Origin of the sequence: Streptomyces sp. NBC_00996, assembly GCF_045162675.1 — a bacterium.
Lineage (GTDB): Bacteria > Actinomycetota > Actinomycetes > Streptomycetales > Streptomycetaceae > Streptomyces.
This window is the reverse complement of the sequence record NZ_CP108723.1, coordinates 7191184-7208327: the sequence shown is the minus strand read 5'-3', so window position 1 is coordinate 7208327 and position 17144 is coordinate 7191184. Positions and strand designations below refer to the sequence as shown.

At 70.9% G+C, this 17144-nt stretch carries 18 protein-coding genes; 8 read left to right on the top strand and 10 right to left on the bottom strand.

Going from position 1 to position 17144, the window contains the following annotated elements:
* Window positions 1–41: 41 nt before the first annotated feature.
* Window positions 42–626 (bottom strand): suppressor of fused domain protein, encoded by a 585-nt coding sequence (locus OG390_RS33910; protein WP_406173162.1) that lies wholly within the window; start codon window positions 624–626, stop codon window positions 42–44.
* A gap of 562 nt (window positions 627–1188) precedes the next feature.
* Between OG390_RS33910 and OG390_RS33905 the strand changes: the two genes are divergently transcribed.
* Window positions 1189–2301 carry a magnesium and cobalt transport protein CorA gene (locus OG390_RS33905; RefSeq protein ID WP_399087377.1) on the top strand — a complete coding sequence of 371 codons (1113 nt, stop codon included), beginning with the start codon at window positions 1189–1191 and terminating at the stop codon, window positions 2299–2301.
* A 25-nt stretch (window positions 2302–2326) separates the two neighbouring features.
* Window positions 2327–2863 carry a hypothetical protein gene (locus tag OG390_RS33900; RefSeq protein ID WP_406173161.1) on the top strand — a complete coding sequence of 179 codons (537 nt, stop codon included), beginning with the start codon at window positions 2327–2329 and terminating at the stop codon, window positions 2861–2863.
* Between the two features lie 9 nt (window positions 2864–2872).
* Here the strand turns inward: OG390_RS33900 and OG390_RS33895 are convergent, their stop codons facing one another.
* Window positions 2873–3631: a hypothetical protein gene (locus OG390_RS33895; RefSeq protein ID WP_406173160.1), complete on the bottom strand. Its 759-nt coding sequence runs from the start codon at window positions 3629–3631 to the stop codon at window positions 2873–2875.
* Between the two features lie 239 nt (window positions 3632–3870).
* Here OG390_RS33895 and OG390_RS33890 point away from each other — a divergent pair, with 239 nt between their 5' ends.
* From OG390_RS33890 to OG390_RS33880, 3 genes are read left to right on the top strand one after another with little or no spacing between them, the layout of a single operon-like run.
* Window positions 3871–5148 (top strand): magnesium transporter MgtE N-terminal domain-containing protein, encoded by a 1278-nt coding sequence (locus OG390_RS33890; protein ID WP_406173159.1) that lies wholly within the window; start codon window positions 3871–3873, stop codon window positions 5146–5148.
* Window positions 5138–5722: a DUF1003 domain-containing protein gene (locus OG390_RS33885; protein ID WP_406173158.1), complete on the top strand. Its 585-nt coding sequence runs from the start codon at window positions 5138–5140 to the stop codon at window positions 5720–5722. The genes OG390_RS33890 and OG390_RS33885 overlap by 11 nt, the downstream gene beginning before the upstream one ends.
* A gap of 43 nt (window positions 5723–5765) precedes the next feature.
* Window positions 5766–6899, top strand: a complete 1134-nt coding sequence (locus OG390_RS33880) for an Mrp/NBP35 family ATP-binding protein (protein ID WP_399087367.1) — start codon at window positions 5766–5768, stop codon at window positions 6897–6899.
* A gap of 335 nt (window positions 6900–7234) precedes the next feature.
* On the opposite strand, the gene OG390_RS33875 is transcribed toward OG390_RS33880, so the two are convergent.
* From OG390_RS33875 to sigE, 5 genes are all read right to left on the bottom strand, one after another.
* The gene (locus OG390_RS33875) at window positions 7235–7891 is read right to left on the bottom strand and encodes a hypothetical protein (protein WP_406173157.1); all 657 of its coding nucleotides are present in this window, start codon (window positions 7889–7891) and stop codon (window positions 7235–7237) included.
* A gap of 267 nt (window positions 7892–8158) precedes the next feature.
* The gene (locus tag OG390_RS33870; protein ID WP_406173156.1) at window positions 8159–8608 is read right to left on the bottom strand and encodes a sec-independent translocase; all 450 of its coding nucleotides are present in this window, start codon (window positions 8606–8608) and stop codon (window positions 8159–8161) included.
* Window positions 8609–8799: 191 nt separating this feature from the next.
* Window positions 8800–10875, bottom strand: a complete 2076-nt coding sequence (locus OG390_RS33865) for a trypsin-like peptidase domain-containing protein (RefSeq protein WP_406173155.1) — start codon at window positions 10873–10875, stop codon at window positions 8800–8802.
* A gap of 148 nt (window positions 10876–11023) precedes the next feature.
* A complete protein-coding gene (locus OG390_RS33860) occupies window positions 11024–11998 on the bottom strand; it encodes an anti-sigma factor family protein (protein WP_406173154.1) in 975 nt (324 codons plus the stop codon).
* Window positions 11995–12693, bottom strand: coding sequence for an RNA polymerase sigma factor SigE (gene sigE / locus OG390_RS33855; RefSeq protein WP_399087506.1), 699 nt, complete (start codon window positions 12691–12693; stop codon window positions 11995–11997). Before sigE ends, OG390_RS33860 begins: the two co-directional genes overlap by 4 nt.
* A gap of 227 nt (window positions 12694–12920) precedes the next feature.
* Here sigE and OG390_RS33850 point away from each other — a divergent pair, with 227 nt between their 5' ends.
* Entirely contained in the window at window positions 12921–13619 is a 699-nt protein-coding gene (locus OG390_RS33850; protein ID WP_406178006.1) for an O-methyltransferase, read from the top strand.
* 142 nt (window positions 13620–13761) lie between these two features.
* Here the strand turns inward: OG390_RS33850 and OG390_RS33845 are convergent, their stop codons facing one another.
* Window positions 13762–13929, bottom strand: coding sequence for a DUF3117 domain-containing protein (locus OG390_RS33845; protein ID WP_003966491.1), 168 nt, complete (start codon window positions 13927–13929; stop codon window positions 13762–13764).
* A gap of 363 nt (window positions 13930–14292) precedes the next feature.
* On the opposite strand from OG390_RS33845, the gene OG390_RS33840 reads away from it, so the two are divergent.
* Entirely contained in the window at window positions 14293–15096 is an 804-nt protein-coding gene (locus OG390_RS33840) for an enoyl-CoA hydratase/isomerase family protein (RefSeq protein ID WP_406173153.1), read from the top strand.
* A gap of 81 nt (window positions 15097–15177) precedes the next feature.
* On the opposite strand, the gene OG390_RS33835 is transcribed toward OG390_RS33840, so the two are convergent.
* Window positions 15178–15759 carry a DNA-3-methyladenine glycosylase I gene (locus tag OG390_RS33835; protein WP_406173152.1) on the bottom strand — a complete coding sequence of 194 codons (582 nt, stop codon included), beginning with the start codon at window positions 15757–15759 and terminating at the stop codon, window positions 15178–15180.
* Entirely contained in the window at window positions 15756–16106 is a 351-nt protein-coding gene (locus tag OG390_RS33830) for a DivIVA domain-containing protein (RefSeq protein WP_406173151.1), read from the bottom strand. The genes OG390_RS33835 and OG390_RS33830 overlap by 4 nt, the downstream gene beginning before the upstream one ends.
* A 152-nt stretch (window positions 16107–16258) precedes the next feature.
* Here OG390_RS33830 and folP point away from each other — a divergent pair, with 152 nt between their 5' ends.
* Window positions 16259–17119 carry a dihydropteroate synthase gene (gene folP, locus OG390_RS33825; protein ID WP_406173150.1) on the top strand — a complete coding sequence of 287 codons (861 nt, stop codon included), beginning with the start codon at window positions 16259–16261 and terminating at the stop codon, window positions 17117–17119.
* Window positions 17120–17144 lie beyond the last annotated feature (25 nt).

The following is a 17144-nucleotide window of genomic DNA, read 5'->3' as shown; positions in this document are numbered from 1 at the left end:
GAGCCAGAAAGTGAGATGCCCCACTCGGCGCCCGGGGCCGATCAGTCCAGCGGAACGGACTTGCGCAGCGGATCACGCAGGTCCGTTCCGCCGTTCAGCCAGCGCTCCTGGAGGGCGCCCGCACCGTGCACGCGCTTCCACGCGGCCTCGTTCGGCGTCATCGGGAGCAGCGGCAGGAAACGTACGGGGTCGGCGGGCGCGTCCAGCTCCAGGTCCTCGACCAGGCCGCCGGACTCCGCGACCAGGACGGAGCTGAACGGCGCGCCGGGCCACAGGGGTTCACCCACGTCGAGCGAGGCGCCCGGAGCCACCACCAACCCCTCGACCTGTGGGGACGCGGCGAGCACGGCGAGCGGGCGGAACGCCTTGTCGGTGTCGGCGCCGCCTGAGCGCACCGAGAGGATCAGCTCGGCTCGGGGGCCCTTCACCGGGTCGGCAAGGACGGCCGTGGGGTCCGCCATCGGCTGGGCGGACATGCCGAGCGTCGCGTAGCGGACGATGTCGCCCTCCGTGAAGCGCAGCACTTCGATGCGGTCGGTGCCGAGGAAGGTGACCGCGGCCCGCGCGTCGGGTTCGCCCAGCGCAGAGCGCAAACGGGCCTCGACCAGAGGAAGAACATCAGCCATGCGCCGAGCATAGGCCGCGTCAATTCCGCTGGAGCGCACCGGACCCCGCGGTCAACAACGGGCAAAGCGGCGCGTTGACGCTTCAGTGCGCTGATAGTCTTGGCCGCTGGTCGGGGCAGCACGCAGAAGCGTCGCTCTCGAGCTCCGACGCACTGAGACTGATCTGACTCCCCAAGGCGGGAGACAGACTCCCCTTCGGGGGATGGATCGTCCCTCACGGGGGACCGACCGGAGGAGGTGGGGCTGCAATGGACCGAAGTCGACCGTGCAGTACCACCCGCTCTTCCGGTCGCTGAGTTCCGTAGCTGGTTCCGCTGGTTTCCCAGCTCTGCTGGCTGCTGCCTCCTGCAAATGTGTGCATACGTGTCAGCGTTGTCCGGTGCACCACGGAAGAGCGCTTCGTTTCCGCCTGATCTGTCTGATCTGAATCAGTAGCGAAGCTGCCACCGCGACGGTGCGGTGCTCCCCGCTTTGTGGACGTGCCAAACATCCGCAGTCAGGACGTCCCCATTCCGGGTAGTTCCAACCGTCGCCGGCCGCCTCCGTTGCAAAGGAGCCTGCCATGTCGATGATCCGTGACCTGCGTGCCGCGGTCCGCCCCCGTCCCTCGCTGCGCAAGGAGAGTGGCTCGTACGACACCACCCGCGACCCCGCCACCCCGTCCGCCGTGGTCGACTGCGCCGTCTACCGCGACGGCGCCCGCGTCGAGAGCCGCGAGCCGCTGACGCCGCACGAGGCGATGCGTCAGGTGCACCGCGACGGCGGCTTCGTGTGGATCGGTCTGCACGAGCCGACGGAGGCCGAATTCGCCGGTATCGCCCGGGAGTTCGGGCTGCACCCGCTGGCCGTCGAAGACGCCGTCCAGGCCCACCAGCGGCCCAAGCTGGAGCGCTACGACGACTCCCTGTTCACCGTCTTCAAGACCATCCACTACGTCGAGCACGACCGGCTGACCGCCACCAGCGAGATCGTGGAGACCGGCGAGGTCATGTGCTTCACCGGACGGGACTTCTTCATCACCGTCCGGCACGGCGGGCAGGGCTCGCTGCGGGCGCTGCGGCACCGGCTGCAGGACGACCCCGAGCTGCTCGCCAAAGGCCCCTCCGCCGTGCTGCACGCGATCGCCGACCACGTCGTCGACGGGTACATCGCGGTCGCGGACGCCGTGCAGGACGACATCGACGAGGTCGAGACCGAGGTGTTCTCGCCGGGCCGCAAGGGCACGCCACGCGGTACGGACGCCGGGCAGATCTACCAACTCAAGCGTGAGGTCCTCGAGTTCAAGCGAGCGGTGTCGCCGCTGCTGCGCCCCATGCAGTTGCTGAGCGAGCGGCCGATGCGGCTGATCGACCCCGACATCCAGAAGTACTTCCGCGACGTCGCCGACCACCTCGCTCGGGTGCAGGAGCAGGTCCTCGGCTTCGACGAGCTGCTCAACTCGATCCTCCAGGCCAACCTCGCCCAGGCCTCCGTCGCGCAGAACGAGGACATGCGCAAGATCACGTCCTGGGCGGCGATCATCGCCGTACCGACGATGGTCTGTGGCGTGTACGGCATGAACTTCAAGTACATGCCGGAGCTCCACTGGCGGTACGGCTACCCGGTGGTCATGGGCATCACCGTCGGCCTCTGCCTCTCGATCCACCGCATCCTCAAGCGCAACGGCTGGCTGTGAAGAGAGGCTGGATAGTCTTGGCCCCATGACGGTACAGCTGCTCGACCAGGCCCTCATCGAGGAGGCCACCAAGAAGTCCGGGCTGATCTGGGTGCGGGGCAGCGGCGTACCCATGCCCGAGGGCCAGGAGGTGCCCACCCGCGCCCTGTGGCACGTGTGGCACGACGGCGCGGCCTGTCTGGTCGGCGACGGGCCGGGCGAGCAGCCGCTGCCGAGCCTGGTCGACGGCGGCGACGCGATCGTCACCGTCCGCAGCAAGGACAAGGGCGGACGCCTCGTCTCCTGGTCCGCGAAGGTCGTGGAGCTGACCCCCGCCTCCCCGGAGTGGGAGGCCGCCGTCGCCGAACTCAAGGGCAAGCGCCTGAACGCCCCCGACGGTGAGGCCATGCCCGAACGCTGGGCCCGCGAGTGCCGGGTGCTGCGCCTGGAACCCTCGGGCGGCACGGCCGAGCTGCCGGACGGCTCACTCGCCGAGCGGCCGCTGCCGACGCCGGCGACCACTCGCCGGCCCATCCCGGCGGGCCTCCCCCGCCTCCTCCTCAAGAAGCGCAAGCGCCGCTGAGGCAGCGGACTACGACGCGGGCAGTTGCTGCCCGTAGTCCACCGTCTCCTTCTTCGAGGGCTCCTCCAGGGCGAAGTCCTTGCCCCAGTCGGTGAGGCGAAGGGTGCCCGCGTTGCCCGCGCGGACCAGCAGCAGGGGGTACGGGGTTCCCTTCAGGGAGACGTCGAGCGATCCGCCGGAGCCCCTGTCGCCAGTGATGCGGATGGTGCGGACGCCGGACTGCTCGTGGTGGCCGTCCGTGGCGAGCGCGCCGTGCAGTGTGAGCAGACCGTCGAGGAGGACGTCCTTGTCGGTGAAGCCGCTGAACCGCTTGTAGGCGGGGTCGGCGGTGGGCACCTTCACGTACATGCCCTCCAGCTTCTTGGCCGCGGCGGTGTCCGCGGAGGAGCTGTCGCTCTTGCCGTCCTGGTGGGTCCAGAACTCCGCGTCGGCCTTGAGGAAGAGGTGCTTACCGACGCGCAGCAGCCGGAAGCTCGCCCCCTTCGAGGTGACGGAGCCGGTGCCGCCGTCGGCCTTGAGGCGCATGTCGAGGGTGTACGTCGTCCCGTTGCTGACAACGGTTCCGGCGAGCCGTACGGTGGGCGCCGCCTCGGCCGCCTTCTTCGTCTTCGCCTGGATCGTGGCGGCGGGCAGCTTGCCCACTCCGTTGGTGCCCGCGTCCGGGTCCTCACTACTGCACCCCGTCAGCCCCGTCCCCGTCACGACCAGTGCGCACATCGCGCTCACCAGTGCGGCCCGGCGGGTTCGGCCCTGGGGAATTGCAGTCACGGGTGGGGCTGCCTTTCGTGCGGGGGTCCTTGGCGGCGTACGGCAGCGTACCGGTGCCGCAGGCGCCCGGCGGAGGCAGTCCGTCCGGACCGCTCACCAGGGCGTATCCGACCGGGACGGGCTAGCCTGAAGCCCACCCGAGCGGACAGAGCGGGACAGAACGCGCGTACGTCGCGCGCGCACGGAGAGTCGTACAGGAGCGCCAGTAAGAGCGCGTACGAGGAGAAGGAGGCGCGGGCATGGCCGCAGCCGCCCCCCGGGTCTTCGTCTCGCACCTCGCCGGTGTCGCCGTCTTCGACCCGAACGGCGACCAAGTGGGCCGGGTGCGGGACCTCGTCGCCATGCTCCGCGTCGGACGGCGGCCGCCCCGGTTGCTGGGCCTCGTCGTCGAACTGTCCACGCGGCGGCGGATCTTCCTGCCCATGACCCGGGTGATCGGCATCGAGTCAGGCCAGGTCATCACCACCGGCGTCCTCAACGTGCGGCGCTTCGAGCAGCGGCCCACCGAACGGCTTGTCTTCGGCGAGCTGCTCGACCGGGTGGTACGCCTCGTCGAGACCGGCGAGGAGGTGACCGTGCTCGACGTGTCGATCCAGCAGCTGCCGGCCCGCAGGGACTGGGAGATCGGCCGGGTCTTCGTCCGCAAGGGCCGCAGCGGGGCCTTCCGGCGCACCAAGGGCGAGACGCTGACGGTCGAGTGGTCCGCGGTCACCGGGTTCTCGCTGGAGGAGCACGGACAGGGCGCCGAGAGCCTGCTCGCCACCTTCGAGCAGTTGCGCCCGGCCGACCTCGCCAACGTCCTGCACCACCTGTCCCCCAAGCGGCGCGGGGAGGTGGCCGCCGCACTGGACGACGACCGGCTCGCCGACGTCCTCGAAGAGCTCCCCGAGGACGACCAGATCGAGATCCTCAGCAAGCTCAAGGAGGAGCGCGCGGCCGACGTCCTGGAGGCGATGGACCCGGACGACGCGGCCGACCTGCTCGCCGAACTGCCCGCCGAGGACGTGGAGCGGCTGCTGAAGCTGATGCAGCCGGAGGAGGCGGCCGACGTGCGGCGGCTGATGGCGTACGAGGAGAAGACCGCCGGCGGGCTCATGACCACCGAGCCGATCGTGCTGCGGCCCGACGCGACGGTCGCCGACGCGCTCGCCCGGGTCCGCAACCCCGACCTCTCCCCCTCGCTCGCCGCCCAGGTGTACGTGTGCCGCCCGCCGGACGAGACGCCGACCGGAAAGTACCTCGGTACGGTCCACTTCCAGCGGCTTCTGCGCGACCCTCCGTACACCCTGGTCAGCGCGCTCCTCGACGCCGATCTGCAGCCGCTCGCGCCGGACGCCGCGCTGCCCGTCGTCGCCGGCTTCTTCGCGGCGTACGACATGGTCGCGGCGCCCGTCGTCGATGAGAGCGGCTCCCTGCTCGGCGCGGTGACCGTGGACGACGTACTGGACCACATGTTGCCCGAGGACTGGCGGGAGACGGAGTTCCACCTCGTGGAGGAGGAGCCCCATGCCACCTGAGCGCGACCCCCGCGACCGCACCCCCGCGGGGGCGACCGCCACCACGAGGCCGCGCACCCGGCTCGACCAGCCGAAACCGCCACGGCGCAGACTGCTGCCCGAGTGGGACCCGGAGGCCTTCGGACGGCTCTCGGAGCGCATCGCCCGCTTCCTCGGCACCGGGCGGTTCATCGTCTGGATGACCGTCGTCATCATCCTGTGGGTGGTGTGGAACGTCTCCGTACCGCGCGATCTGCGCTTCGACAACTACCCGTTCATCTTCCTGACGCTGATGCTGTCGCTGCAGGCCTCGTACGCCGCCCCCCTGATCCTGCTCGCGCAGAACCGCCAGGACGACCGCGACCGGGTCAACCTCGAACAGGACCGCAAGCAGAACGAGCGGTCCATCGCGGACACCGAGTACCTCACCCGCGAGATCGCCGCACTGCGCGTGGGCCTCGGCGAGGTCGCCACCCGCGACTGGATCCGCTCCGAACTGCAGGACCTGGTCAAGGACGTGGAGGAGCACCGGGGGGACGGCCATGTCGTATTCCCGGCGGAACGGTCGCACGGACGTGACGTAGACGACCGGTGACGGGGCTTCGGGGCCCTGGGCCCGTCGCCGTACCATCGACCTTATGGCTACGGAAGACGCGGTGCGCGAAGCACTGGCGACGGTGAACGATCCCGAGATCCAGCGACCCATCACCGAGCTGGGGATGGTCAAATCGGTGGAGATCGGCGCGGATGGTGCGGTCGCGGTCACCGTCTATCTGACCGTCTCCGGCTGCCCGATGCGCGAGACCATCACGAAGAACGTGACGGAGGCGGTCTCGGCGGTCGAGGGCGTCACGCGCGTCGACGTGACCCTGGACGTGATGAGCGACGAGCAGCGCCGCGAGCTGGCGTCCGCGCTGCGCGGCGGGCAGGCCGAGCGCGAGGTCCCCTTCGCCAAGCCCGGCTCGCTGACCCGTGTCTACGCGGTCGCCTCCGGCAAGGGCGGCGTCGGCAAGTCCTCGGTGACGGTGAACCTGGCCGCGGCGATGGCGGCCGACGGCCTCAAGGTCGGTGTCGTCGACGCCGACATCTACGGCCACTCGGTGCCCCGGATGCTCGGCGCGGACGGCCGTCCGACCCAGGTCGAGAACATGATCATGCCGCCGTCGGCGAACGGCGTGAAGGTCATCTCGATCGGCATGTTCACCCCGGGCAACGCGCCGGTCGTCTGGCGCGGCCCGATGCTGCACCGCGCCCTCCAGCAGTTCCTGGCGGACGTCTTCTGGGGCGACCTGGACGTCCTGCTCCTCGACCTCCCGCCCGGCACGGGCGACATCGCGATCTCGGTGGCCCAGCTGGTCCCGAACGCGGAGATCCTGGTGGTCACCACCCCGCAGCAGGCGGCAGCCGAGGTCGCCGAGCGGGCCGGCTCCATCGCCGTCCAGACTCACCAGAAGATCGTCGGCGTGGTCGAGAACATGTCGGGCCTGCCCTGCCCGCACTGCGGCGAGATGGTCGACGTCTTCGGCACGGGCGGTGGCCAGTCGGTCGCCGACGGCCTGACCCGCACCACCGGCGCGACCGTCCCGGTCCTCGGCTCCATCCCCATCGACGTCCGCCTCCGCGAGGGCGGCGACGAGGGCAAGCCGGTGGTCCTCACCGACCCCGACTCTCCGGCCGGCTCGGCGCTGCGCGCGATCGCGGGCAAGCTGGGCGGCCGCCAGCGCGGCCTGTCGGGCATGTCGCTGGGCATCACGCCGAGGAACAAGTTCTAGGACGTTCACGCCGGGGGAGCCGCGCCTCGTAAGGGCGCGGGGAACTGTGCCCGGTAAGGGCGCGGGGAACTGTGCCCGGTAAGGGCGCGGGGAACTGTGCCTGGTAAGGGCGCGGGGAACCGTGCCCGGTAAGGGCGCGGGCAACCGTGCCCGGTAAGGGCGCGGGCAACCGTGCCCGGTAAGGGCGCGGGCAACCGTGCCCGGTAAGGGCGCGGAGAACCGCGCGACCAGCCACGACGTACCCGCAGTGGCGCACGGTCCGCAACAAGCCGTCTCGCACAGGAAGGGGGGCGCCGTCACACCGACGGCGCCCCCCTTCTCCGTGACCCCGCCGGCTAGGCGTATGCGCCGATGTCCTTGATCATGGCGAACGCCAGCCCATACGCACTCATCCCCCGCCCGTACGCCCCCACATGCACGCCCTCCTGAGTGGACCCCGCGAGGATCCACCCGAACTCGGACTCGCGGTAGTGGAAGGGCGTCGGGACCCCGTCGACGGGGAGCGACAGCGAGGACCAGTCCGGTCCGTCGAGGTCGTCCGCGAGCACCCACGCGGTCTCGGTCTGCTGGTCCAGCCAGTCGTCCCGCAGGGTGTGGTCCATCTGGCCGGGCCAGGTGAAGGACAGCAGCCCCACACCTGCCAGCCAGGCCGCGGAGGACACCGAGGTGGCCTCCAACAGGCCCGTACCGTCCGCGCTGCGGCGTACGGGGCTGGCCGCGACGGTGACCACCACCGCGAAGCGTTCCTTGTCCTCGGTCGACTCGGGGCGCACCGAGGGCTCGTCGCCGTGCCCGATCGAACCGTGCTCGACGGCGCCGTCCGCCGAGGTACCCACCTGCATCAGCCAGCGCGGCCCCGTGAAGGCCTCGTCGAGGCCGTACCACGGGAAGGGCGCCAGCAGGTAGCCGTCGACCGTACGCCGGGCGGAGGAGACCTGTTGTCCGCCCTCCGCGGCCGGCGCCTGCGCGCCTACCCGACTTGTCGTCTCCATCTGCCCGGACGCCTCCTCGCTCTCGTCGGACCGGGCGGCCCGCCCCCCTCGGGCGTCCTTATCGGTCCGCACAACAACTGGGCAGCATAGCCACACCGCTCCGAGCGGCAGGGAAACCGCCCGGCGCGTGGGTCGCGAACGCGCCGGTTTCAGGCCGCGAGGCGTCGCTCTGATGTGCGGGTACACGGGCGGCCATGCGGATCCGGTGACGTCCGCCACGGCCAAGGGGATACGCCCGGTCGGCCTCCGCCGAGTGGGACGTACGACTCAGGTGGCGTCCGCGTCGTACGGCGGGCGCTCGTCCGGGTCGAGCTTCTCGCGCTTCTTCGTCATGTCGACGGAGCCGCCCGTCGAACCGGACGAAGACGCAGACGAAGACGAGGAGGTATCGGCGTCGCGACCGTGGACCGCGTCCGTGACCTCCGCCATCTCCTTCTTCAGGTCGAAGCCGTTGCGGATCTCCTTGAGCCCCAGCTCGTCGTTGTCCAGCTGCTTGCGGATGAACGTCTTGGGGTTGAGGTCCTCGAACTCGAAGTCCTTGAACTCCGGGCCGAGTTCATCACGGATGTCCGCCTTGGCGCTCTCCGAGAACTCGCGGATCTTGCGAATGGTGCGCGTGACGTCCTGGATCATCTTCGGGAGCTTCTCCGGGCCGAAGACGAGCACGGCGAGGACGACGAGCGTCACCAGCTCGAGCGGTCCTATGTCATTGAACACCTGAAGCTCCTTGCGATGTCCTCGGTCCTCGGCCCTCGGCGGGTCTTCCGTGGTCCGGGCCGTGTCCACGGTACCCGGCGATCCCGTCCGTCCGGAACTGTCCCGGGGCTTCCGGGTTCATGTACACGACGGGTTTTCCGCGTTGTTTGCCGTTCGGAGCTGCGGCGATGCGCCCACCTGTGAACTTCATGTCAGTCGCCGTCGGCGGAACCGAGGACCAGGGTGACCTTCTTCTGCGTGTCGCCCCGCCGGAGGGTCAGCTGGAGCCGGTCGCCCGGGCGGTGCGCGCGGGTCTTCACGATGAGTTCCTCACCGGAGTGGACGCGCTGGCCGTCGACCTCGGTGATGACGTCGCCCGCCTTGATGCCCGCCTCGGCGCCGGGGCCGCCCGCGGTGACGGGTGGGCCGCCGCCGTTGCCCTTCGTCCCGACGCGGGCGCCGTCGCCCGTGTAGTTCATGTCGAGCGTGACACCGATCACAGGGTGGGTGGCCTTGCCCGTGTTGATGAGCTCCTCGGCCACGCGCTTGCCCTGGTTGATCGGGATGGCGAAGCCGAGCCCGATGGAACCCGCCTGACCGCTCTCCAGGTCGGAACCGCTGTCGGCGGAACGGATGGCGCTGTTGATGCCGATGACGCGGGCCTTGGAGTCGAGCAGCGGGCCACCGGAGTTGCCGGGGTTGATGGGCGCGTCGGTCTGCAAGGCGTCGACGTACGAGACGTCGCTCCCGTCGCCCGTCTCCCCGCCCGCGGTGATGGGGCGTTCCTTGGCGCTGATGATGCCGGAGGTGACGGTGTTGGCGAGGTCGAAGGGCGCGCCGATGGCGACGACCGGGTCGCCCACCTGGACGTTGTCGGAGTTGCCCAGCGGCATGGGGTCGAGGCCGCTGACCCCGGAGACCTTGACGACGGCGAGGTCGTACCCGCTGTCGTGTCCGACGACCTTGGCCTTGGCGGTCTCTCCGCCGCTGAACGTGACGGATATCTCGCCGCCGCTGCCGGCCGGTTCGATCACGTGGTTGTTGGTGAGGATGTGCCCCTGGCCGTCGAGCACGAACCCGGTGCCGGTGCCTTCCTCCTGGGAGCCGCGCACATGCAGGGTGACGACGCTGGGCAGCGCGTGGGCGGCGATCCCGGCGACGCTGTCCGGGGCGCGCCCCGGCGCCTCCCTGCCCGCCTGCGGCAGCTCGACGTCCCCCATCCCCCCGTTCCGCTCCAGGTAGGCCCCTACGGCACCGCCGACGGCCCCGGAGACCAGCGCGAGCACCACGGCCCCGAGCACCAGTACCTTCTTCGCCCGCTTGCGCCGCTGCGTCACGGTCGCCACGGCCGCGCCGTTCTGCTGGAGGGGGCCCGGGGCGGCCCAGGGGTCGTAGTTCTGCCAGGGCGCGGGGGGCCGGGAGTTTTGCACAGGTGCTTCGTGGGCCGTTCCCGCGTACGCGGCCGGGGGTCCGCCCGCCGGGGCGTGCGCCACGGGCGCGGTGCCGTTCGGCGAGGCATCGAAGGGTGTGCCGAGGGCCGGTGCGTTCCCCGGGACGTGTGTGCCCTGGGCCGGTGTGGGCGCCGACAGGTGCGTCCCGTGTGCGGGGGTGGCCGCGGGGTGCTGGACCGGCGGGGCGGGCGCCCAGGGGCCGGGCTGACCGTAGGGCGGGGTGCCGTAGGGGTCTGGATCGTGCAGGGGCTTGGCGCGCTCCGAGGCGGCACGGGGGTGCGTGCTCACCTCGTCCTGCGTGACCTGCGCGAGGTCACGCTCCGAGGCGGCACCGGGGCGCGTGCTCACCTCGCTCTGCGTGACCTGCGCGAGGTCACGCTCCGAGGCGGCACCGGGGCGCGTGCTCACCTCGCTCTGCGTGACCTGCGCGAGGGCTTCCGTGATCTGTGTGGGGATCGACGGCACGGGCGCCTCTCCGCCGTCGACCGGGGCCGGGACACGGTCCGCCGGAGCGGTGTCGCCGCCCTGCGCACTCGCGGGCCGAACCGGCGCGGGCCGCTCCAGCTCGAAGTCGCCGTCGGTGCCCGCACCGGACCCGCCGGTGGCCGGAGCCGGCGAGGGGCGGTCCAGCTCGAAGTCACCCCCGGTGTCGCCTGTCGCACTGCCAGGCGTCTCGACGTCACCCCCGGTGCCAACGGCACCGCCGGGCGTACGGACGTCGGCGACGCCCCCGGGCCCGTCGGCGATATCGGACGAGCCCACCCCGGCATCCCCCGGAGAGACCGGCGGCCTGGGCCGACTCCACCACTTCGCCTTCGTGGGCTTCCCCTCGTTCATGTTCTCCCCACACCTGGCCCGCGGCGCAACTCGCCGACGGTCACCGCAGATTGTCGACTCCGCGTCCGGGATCCCTCCTGCGGACGCGGCCCACCCTGGATTCAACCAGGTTCACGGGCCGCCGCGCAGAGGACGGGGTCAGCGGACGCTACGGGAGGAGGGGGAGGTGGGGGGACGGGGAAGAAGCGGGGGACGGGGTGGCCACGGGGGCGGCGAGCAGGCCCGGAGTCGTGACGTCCGGGGCCGCGGACCACGAGGTCAGCGTGAGCGGCTGGGCATCGGTGAGCGGACGTATCAGTGGGGACATCGCGGCGGCCCCGGCGACCACCGGTGTCGTCAGCGTGTGCATGGCGTCCGGGCCGCGGTCCGCCGGAGTGGGGACTCCGGGCAGCAGCGGCGCGGACACCTCGGTCGGCGCCACGGGACCGTCGCCCAGCGCCCGGCGGCCCTGCGCGAGCAGCGGTGCGTCGGACCGGCGACGTTGCGACTCGGGAGCCGTCGAGGACCCTGTGCCGGGCGAACGCATCGGCGTCACATTGCTTCCGGCCCCGGAACCGCCGCGTGCGTCCGCGGTGTCACCCGGCACCCCGGTCGACACCCCGCCGAGCGCGACCGCGGCCAGCGACACCGCACCGGCGGCGGCGAACGCGAACCGCAGCCCGCGCGAGGCCGATCGCTCGGCCTCGTGACGGCTGACGTCATGGATGCGGAAGCCGCGGCCCGACGAAGGGGGCAGCACATCGGCGTGCGGTCCGGCGGGGACGTAACCGAAAGGCTCGCCCCTCACTGCGAAGAATCCGGTGAGGCCGGAGGTCCGGTCGGTTCCGGGCAGTGTGCCGCCGAATGCTCCCCCGCCCAGCGGCGAGCCGGGGCTGTCGGAGTCCCCTCCCCCGGGAAGCCCCTGGAGGCGGGCCAGGAAGCTCTCGGAGGGAGGCGGAGGGGCCACTTCCGCGAATACGTTCTTCAGTCGGCGTTGGGCGTCCGCCTCGGCCTTGCACTTCGCACAGGTGGCGAGGTGGGCCAGGACGCGGTCGCGCGACTCATGACCGAGCTCTCCGTCCACCAGGGCGGAGAGTCGATCGCCGAGGTGCTGCTCAGCGGGCGTAGGACGGGATCCACTCACGCGGTCGCGCCCCCTCCCCCCAGCACGGGCACACGGGCCACGAACGAGCGGCGCTCGGCGCGGGCCTCGGGAGACCGGTGGGCAAGGGCCTTGCGCAGCTGGGAGCGACCACGGTGGATCCGGGAGCGGACCGTGCCGAGCTTCACGCCCAGGGTCGCGGCGATCTCCTCGTACGAGAGCCCCTCGATGTCGCACAGGACGACGGCGGCGCGGAACTCGGGCGCGAGGGTGTCCAGCGCCTGCTGGACGTCCGCGTCGAAGTGCGCGTCGTTGAAGACCTGCTGCGGGGACGGCTCGCGGCTGGGCAGGCGCTCGGCCGCGTCGTCGCCGAGGGCGTCGAAGCGGATGCGCTGCTTGCGGCGCACCATGTCCAGGAAGAGGTTCGTGGTGATGCGGTGCAGCCAGCCCTCGAAGGTGCCGGGCGTGTAGGTCGACAGCGAGCGGAAGACGCGGACGAAGACTTCCTGGGTGAGGTCCTCGGCGTCGTGCTGGTTGCCCGTCAGGCGGTAGGCGAGGCGGTAGACGCGTCCGCTGTGCGTGCTGACGATCTCCTCCCAGGTGGGCGGAGTCCACGCCTGCGACTCCGCGTCGGTGGTGAACGTCGCGGTCTGCGCGGGGGCAGCAGCGTGGAACTGGTCAGCGATGTCGGTCACGGATTTCGGCTCACCCGCCGATCTGAGTAGGCGCCGCAGCACCCGTCCCCGATCCACAGGCGCAGCCGCACCTCCCCTGTCGGCTCTGGTGGTGTCCAGTGGAGCCCCTACCATAGCCACCTCGCCCGTTAGCTCCGGATAAGCGGTTTTACGAGAATTTGATACGTGCTCATATGGCTGCGTCAGTACTTGCTCGCCGCCCCGCTCCGCTTCCTGGTTCATCGGCTTCCCCCCGCTCTGTTTCCCCACCCCTCTAAACGCCTGGTCCCATCTGCGGGTTCCCGGCACCAACGGATACAGTCACGCCCAGGCAACCACGGGGACAGGTGAGGGTCATTACCGGCAACCGGCAGACGAGCTGGGCGTTCGCCGACGCCTTTGTCGCCGAGGACGAGGCGCTGCGCTGGGCCCGCGACCGGGCTCGCGAGGCAGGCCTGCGCTCGGTGTCGCCCGGCACGGGCGCCGCGCTGCGGTTGCTCGCCGCCACCGTGGACGCGAAAGCAGTGGCGGAGATCGGGACCGGGACCGGCGTCTCCGGAATTCATCTGCTGCACGGCATGCGGCCGGACGGGGTACTGACCACCGTCGATCCAGAGCCGGAGCGGCAGCAGTTCGCCCGCCAGGCCTTCCGCGCGGCCGGTTTCGCCAGCAATCGCGCCCGCTTCATCCCGGGCCGCGCGCTGGAGGTCCTGCCCCGGCTCGCGGACGCCGGCTACGACCTCGTCTTCTGCGACGGCGACCGTCTCGAGTGCCTGGACTATCTCGCTGAATCGTTGCGCCTGCTGCGCCCGGGCGGGCTCGTCGTCTTCGAGGGCGTCTTCGCGGACGGCCGCACGGTGGACTCGGGACCGCAGCCTGCGGAGGTCGGCCGGCTGCGCGAACTGCTGCGCGCGGTCCGCGAGAGCCAGGATCTGGTGCCCTCGCTCCTGCCGGTGGGCGACGGCCTGCTGTGCGCGGTCAAGCGCTGACTGCGCCCCTGCTCGCACCCGTCTGACCTGTACGAATACCAAAGGGGTACGTCGCTGACGTACCCCTTGACGCGCTGGAAGACCACTGCCCCGGCACCGATGACGATGCCGGGGCAGCTGAAAAGGTATGGTCGCTTCCGCGTCAGCCGACGACCTTCTTGAGGGCGTCGCCGAGCGCGTCGGCCTCGTCAGGGGTCAGCTCGACGACGAGCCGACCGCCGCCTTCGAGCGGAACGCGCATGACGATGCCCCGCCCCTCCTTGGTCACCTCGAGCGGGCCATCGCCCGTCCGCGGCTTCATGGCCGCCATGCTCGTTCCCCTTCCTGAAACCAGCTCATCGTCGCCGACGGCCCCTTGAAGGGCACGCACGTCCCCTCATAGGACACACGTCACCGGCATCGAACACATTGCTTCCAGGCCATTATCCCGCATCTCAGGACCCGATGACCAACATCAGTCGGCATCGCTTGCGCAACGCGCTTGAGCAAAACCACTCAATTCGGCGATGTGACTGCGATACTGCGCCGCCGCATGGTCTTCCGGAGCCCGGAATTCTTTGACGCAGGTCACATGTCCGGTCCGCGCCACCACCGGTGATCTCCGCCATGCTGTCATCGGACACAGGACGTACCGAACGGTACGACGGAGCCGCGACCCCGGAGGGGACCCACCATGGCCGACACCGTGCTCTACGAGGTGAGCGACGGACTCGCGACAATCACGCTGAACCGCCCCGAGGCGATGAACGCGATGAACGCCGAGGCCAAGATTGCCTTCCGGGACGCGGCTCAGGCGGCCGCGGCGGACGGGGAGGTACGGGCGATCCTGCTGACCGCCGCCGGTGACCGGGCGTTCTGCGTCGGCCAGGACCTCAAGGAGCACATCGGGCTGCTGGCCGCCGTCAAGCAGTCGGGGTCCGGCCAGACGATGAGCACCGTGCGCGAGCACTACAACCCGATCGTGCGGGCCCTGACCGGCGCCGCGAAGCCCGTGATCGCCGCCGTGAACGGCGTCGCGGCCGGGGCGGGATTCGGCTTCGCGCTCGCCGCGGACTATCGCATCGTTGCCGACACTGCCGGCTTCAACACGTCGTTCGCCGGGGTGGCGCTGACCGCCGACTCGGGGATCTCCTGGACGCTGCCCCGGGTCATCGGGCCCAGCCGGGCCGCCGACCTGCTGCTCTTCCCGCGCAGCATCACCGCGCAGGAGGCTTACGAGCTGGGGATCGCGAACCGTCTGGTGCCCGCGGCGGAGTTGCGCGCCGAGGCGGAGAAGACGGCCCGGGCGCTGGCTTCGGGACCGACGCTCGCGTATGCCGCGCTGAAGGAGTCCCTCGCGTTCGGGCTCTCCCACTCTCTTGAGGAGACCCTGGAGAAGGAGGATGAACTCCAGACGCGGGCGGGCGCCTCCGAGGACCACACCATCGCGGTGCAGGCGTTCGTGAACAAGGAGAAGCCGAAATACCTGGGGCGGTGACGCTTCGCCGGATTCGGCGGTCGTAGGTCGGTACGGGAACTGCGCGGTCTGTGACCGGTCGCGCGCAGTTCCCCGCGCCTCTTAAGGGGCGCTCCGGGCCGCGCAGTCCTCCAAGTGATCGTTCACCAGGCCGCACGCCTGCATCAGTGCGTAGGCCGTCGTAGGACCGACGAAGCGGATGCCGCGCTTCTTCAGTGTCTTGGACAGAGCCGTCGACTCGTCGGTGACCGCCGGGACGTCGGCCGGCCTCTTCGGGACCGGCCGAGTGGCCGGGTCGGGGGCGAAGGACCAGATCAGCTCGTCCAACTCGCCGGGGGCCCAGTCGGCCAGCACGCGCGCATTGGCGACCGTCGCCTCGATCTTGGCGCGGTTTCGGATGATGCCCGGGTCGGCGAGCAGGCGCTCCTTGTCCGCGTCCGTGAAGGTCGCGACCTTGGCGATCTCGAAGCCGGCGAAGGCGGCGCGGAAGCCGGGGCGGCGGCGCAGGATGGTGATCCAGGACAGGCCCGACTGGAAGGCCTCCAGGCACAGCCGCTCGTACAGCGCGTCGTCGCCGTGGACCGGGCGGCCCCACTCCTCGTCGTGGTACGCCACGTAGTCGTCGGTCGACAGCGCCCAGGGGCAGCGCAGCGCGCCGTCCGGGCCGGCGAGGGTGTCGCTCACTGGGGGTCCTCCTCGGTCCGCTTGCGCAACGAGGTGGCGGCGCTCGCGCGGGCGCCGGCCAGCGCGTCCTCCAGGTCGGCGATCCGGGCGTCCCGCTCGGCGATCTCGGCGCCGAGTCGGCCGAGGGCGTCGTCGACGTCCGCCATGCGGTAGCCCCGTACGGCGACGGGGAAGCGCAGCGCCTCCACGTCACCGCGGTTCACCGGCCGGTCGTACGGCAGCGGGTCCTGCAGCCGCTCCGGGCCGGCCTCGGGAAGGGGGGCGCTCTCGCCGCCGCCCACCACGGACAGTGTCACCGCGGCGACCACGACGGCGAGCGCGACGACCAGGAACAAGAACATGAACATCGCTGAGGTCCCCACGCTCTGGTGCCGACGCGTGCGCGTCGGCGCTGAAGTACTGAAGCTGAAACTGTCAGGGTCCGATCGTGCCATGCGAATCTGACAGTTAAGGTCGCAGGCGGCTTATCGGCGGGACTTACTAGGAGAGGTCACAGGGGATGCTCAGGCTGGGCAAGCGTGAATTCGACCCGCACGAGCCGGTGATCATGGCGATCGTGAACCGGACCCCGGACTCCTTCTACGACCAGGGGGCCACCTTCCACGACAAGCCGGCGCTCGCCCGCGTCCAGCAGGCGGTGTCGGAGGGCGCCGCCATCATCGACATCGGCGGGGTCAAGGCGGGGCCGGGGGAAGAGGTGACCGCCGAGGAGGAGGCGCGGCGTACGGTCGGTTTCGTCGCCGAGGTGCGTCGGCGCTTCCCCGACGTGATCATCAGCGTCGACACCTGGCGGCACGAGGTCGGGGAGGCGGTCTGCGAGGCGGGAGCGGATCTGCTCAACGACGCGTGGGGCGGGGTCGACCCGCGGCTGGCGGAGGTGGCCGCGCGCTACGGGGTGGGGCTGGTGTGCACCCACGCCGGCGAGTCCGAGCCGCGTACCCGTCCGCATCGCATCGCGTACGACGATGTCATGGCCGACATCCTGCGGGTCACCGTGGGGCTGGCCGAGCGCGCGGTGTCGCTGGGTGTGCCTCGTGAGTCCGTGTTGATCGACCCCGGGCACGACTTCGGGAAGAACACCCGGCACAGCCTGGAGGCGACGCGGCGGCTGGGCGAGATGGTGGCCACCGGCTGGCCGGTGCTGGTCTCCCTCTCCAACAAGGACTTCGTCGGGGAGACGCTCGACAAGCCGGTGATGGAACGGGTGGTCGGCACGCTGGCGACGACGGCCGTCTCCGCCTGGCTGGGGGCCCAGGTCTACCGCGTCCACGAGGTCGCGGAGACCCGGCAGGTCCTGGACATGGTGGCGTCCATCGCGGGCCACCGCCCACCGGCCGTGGCCCGGCGAGGGCTGGCGTAGCGGGTTCCTCGCCCCCTCCGCCCCT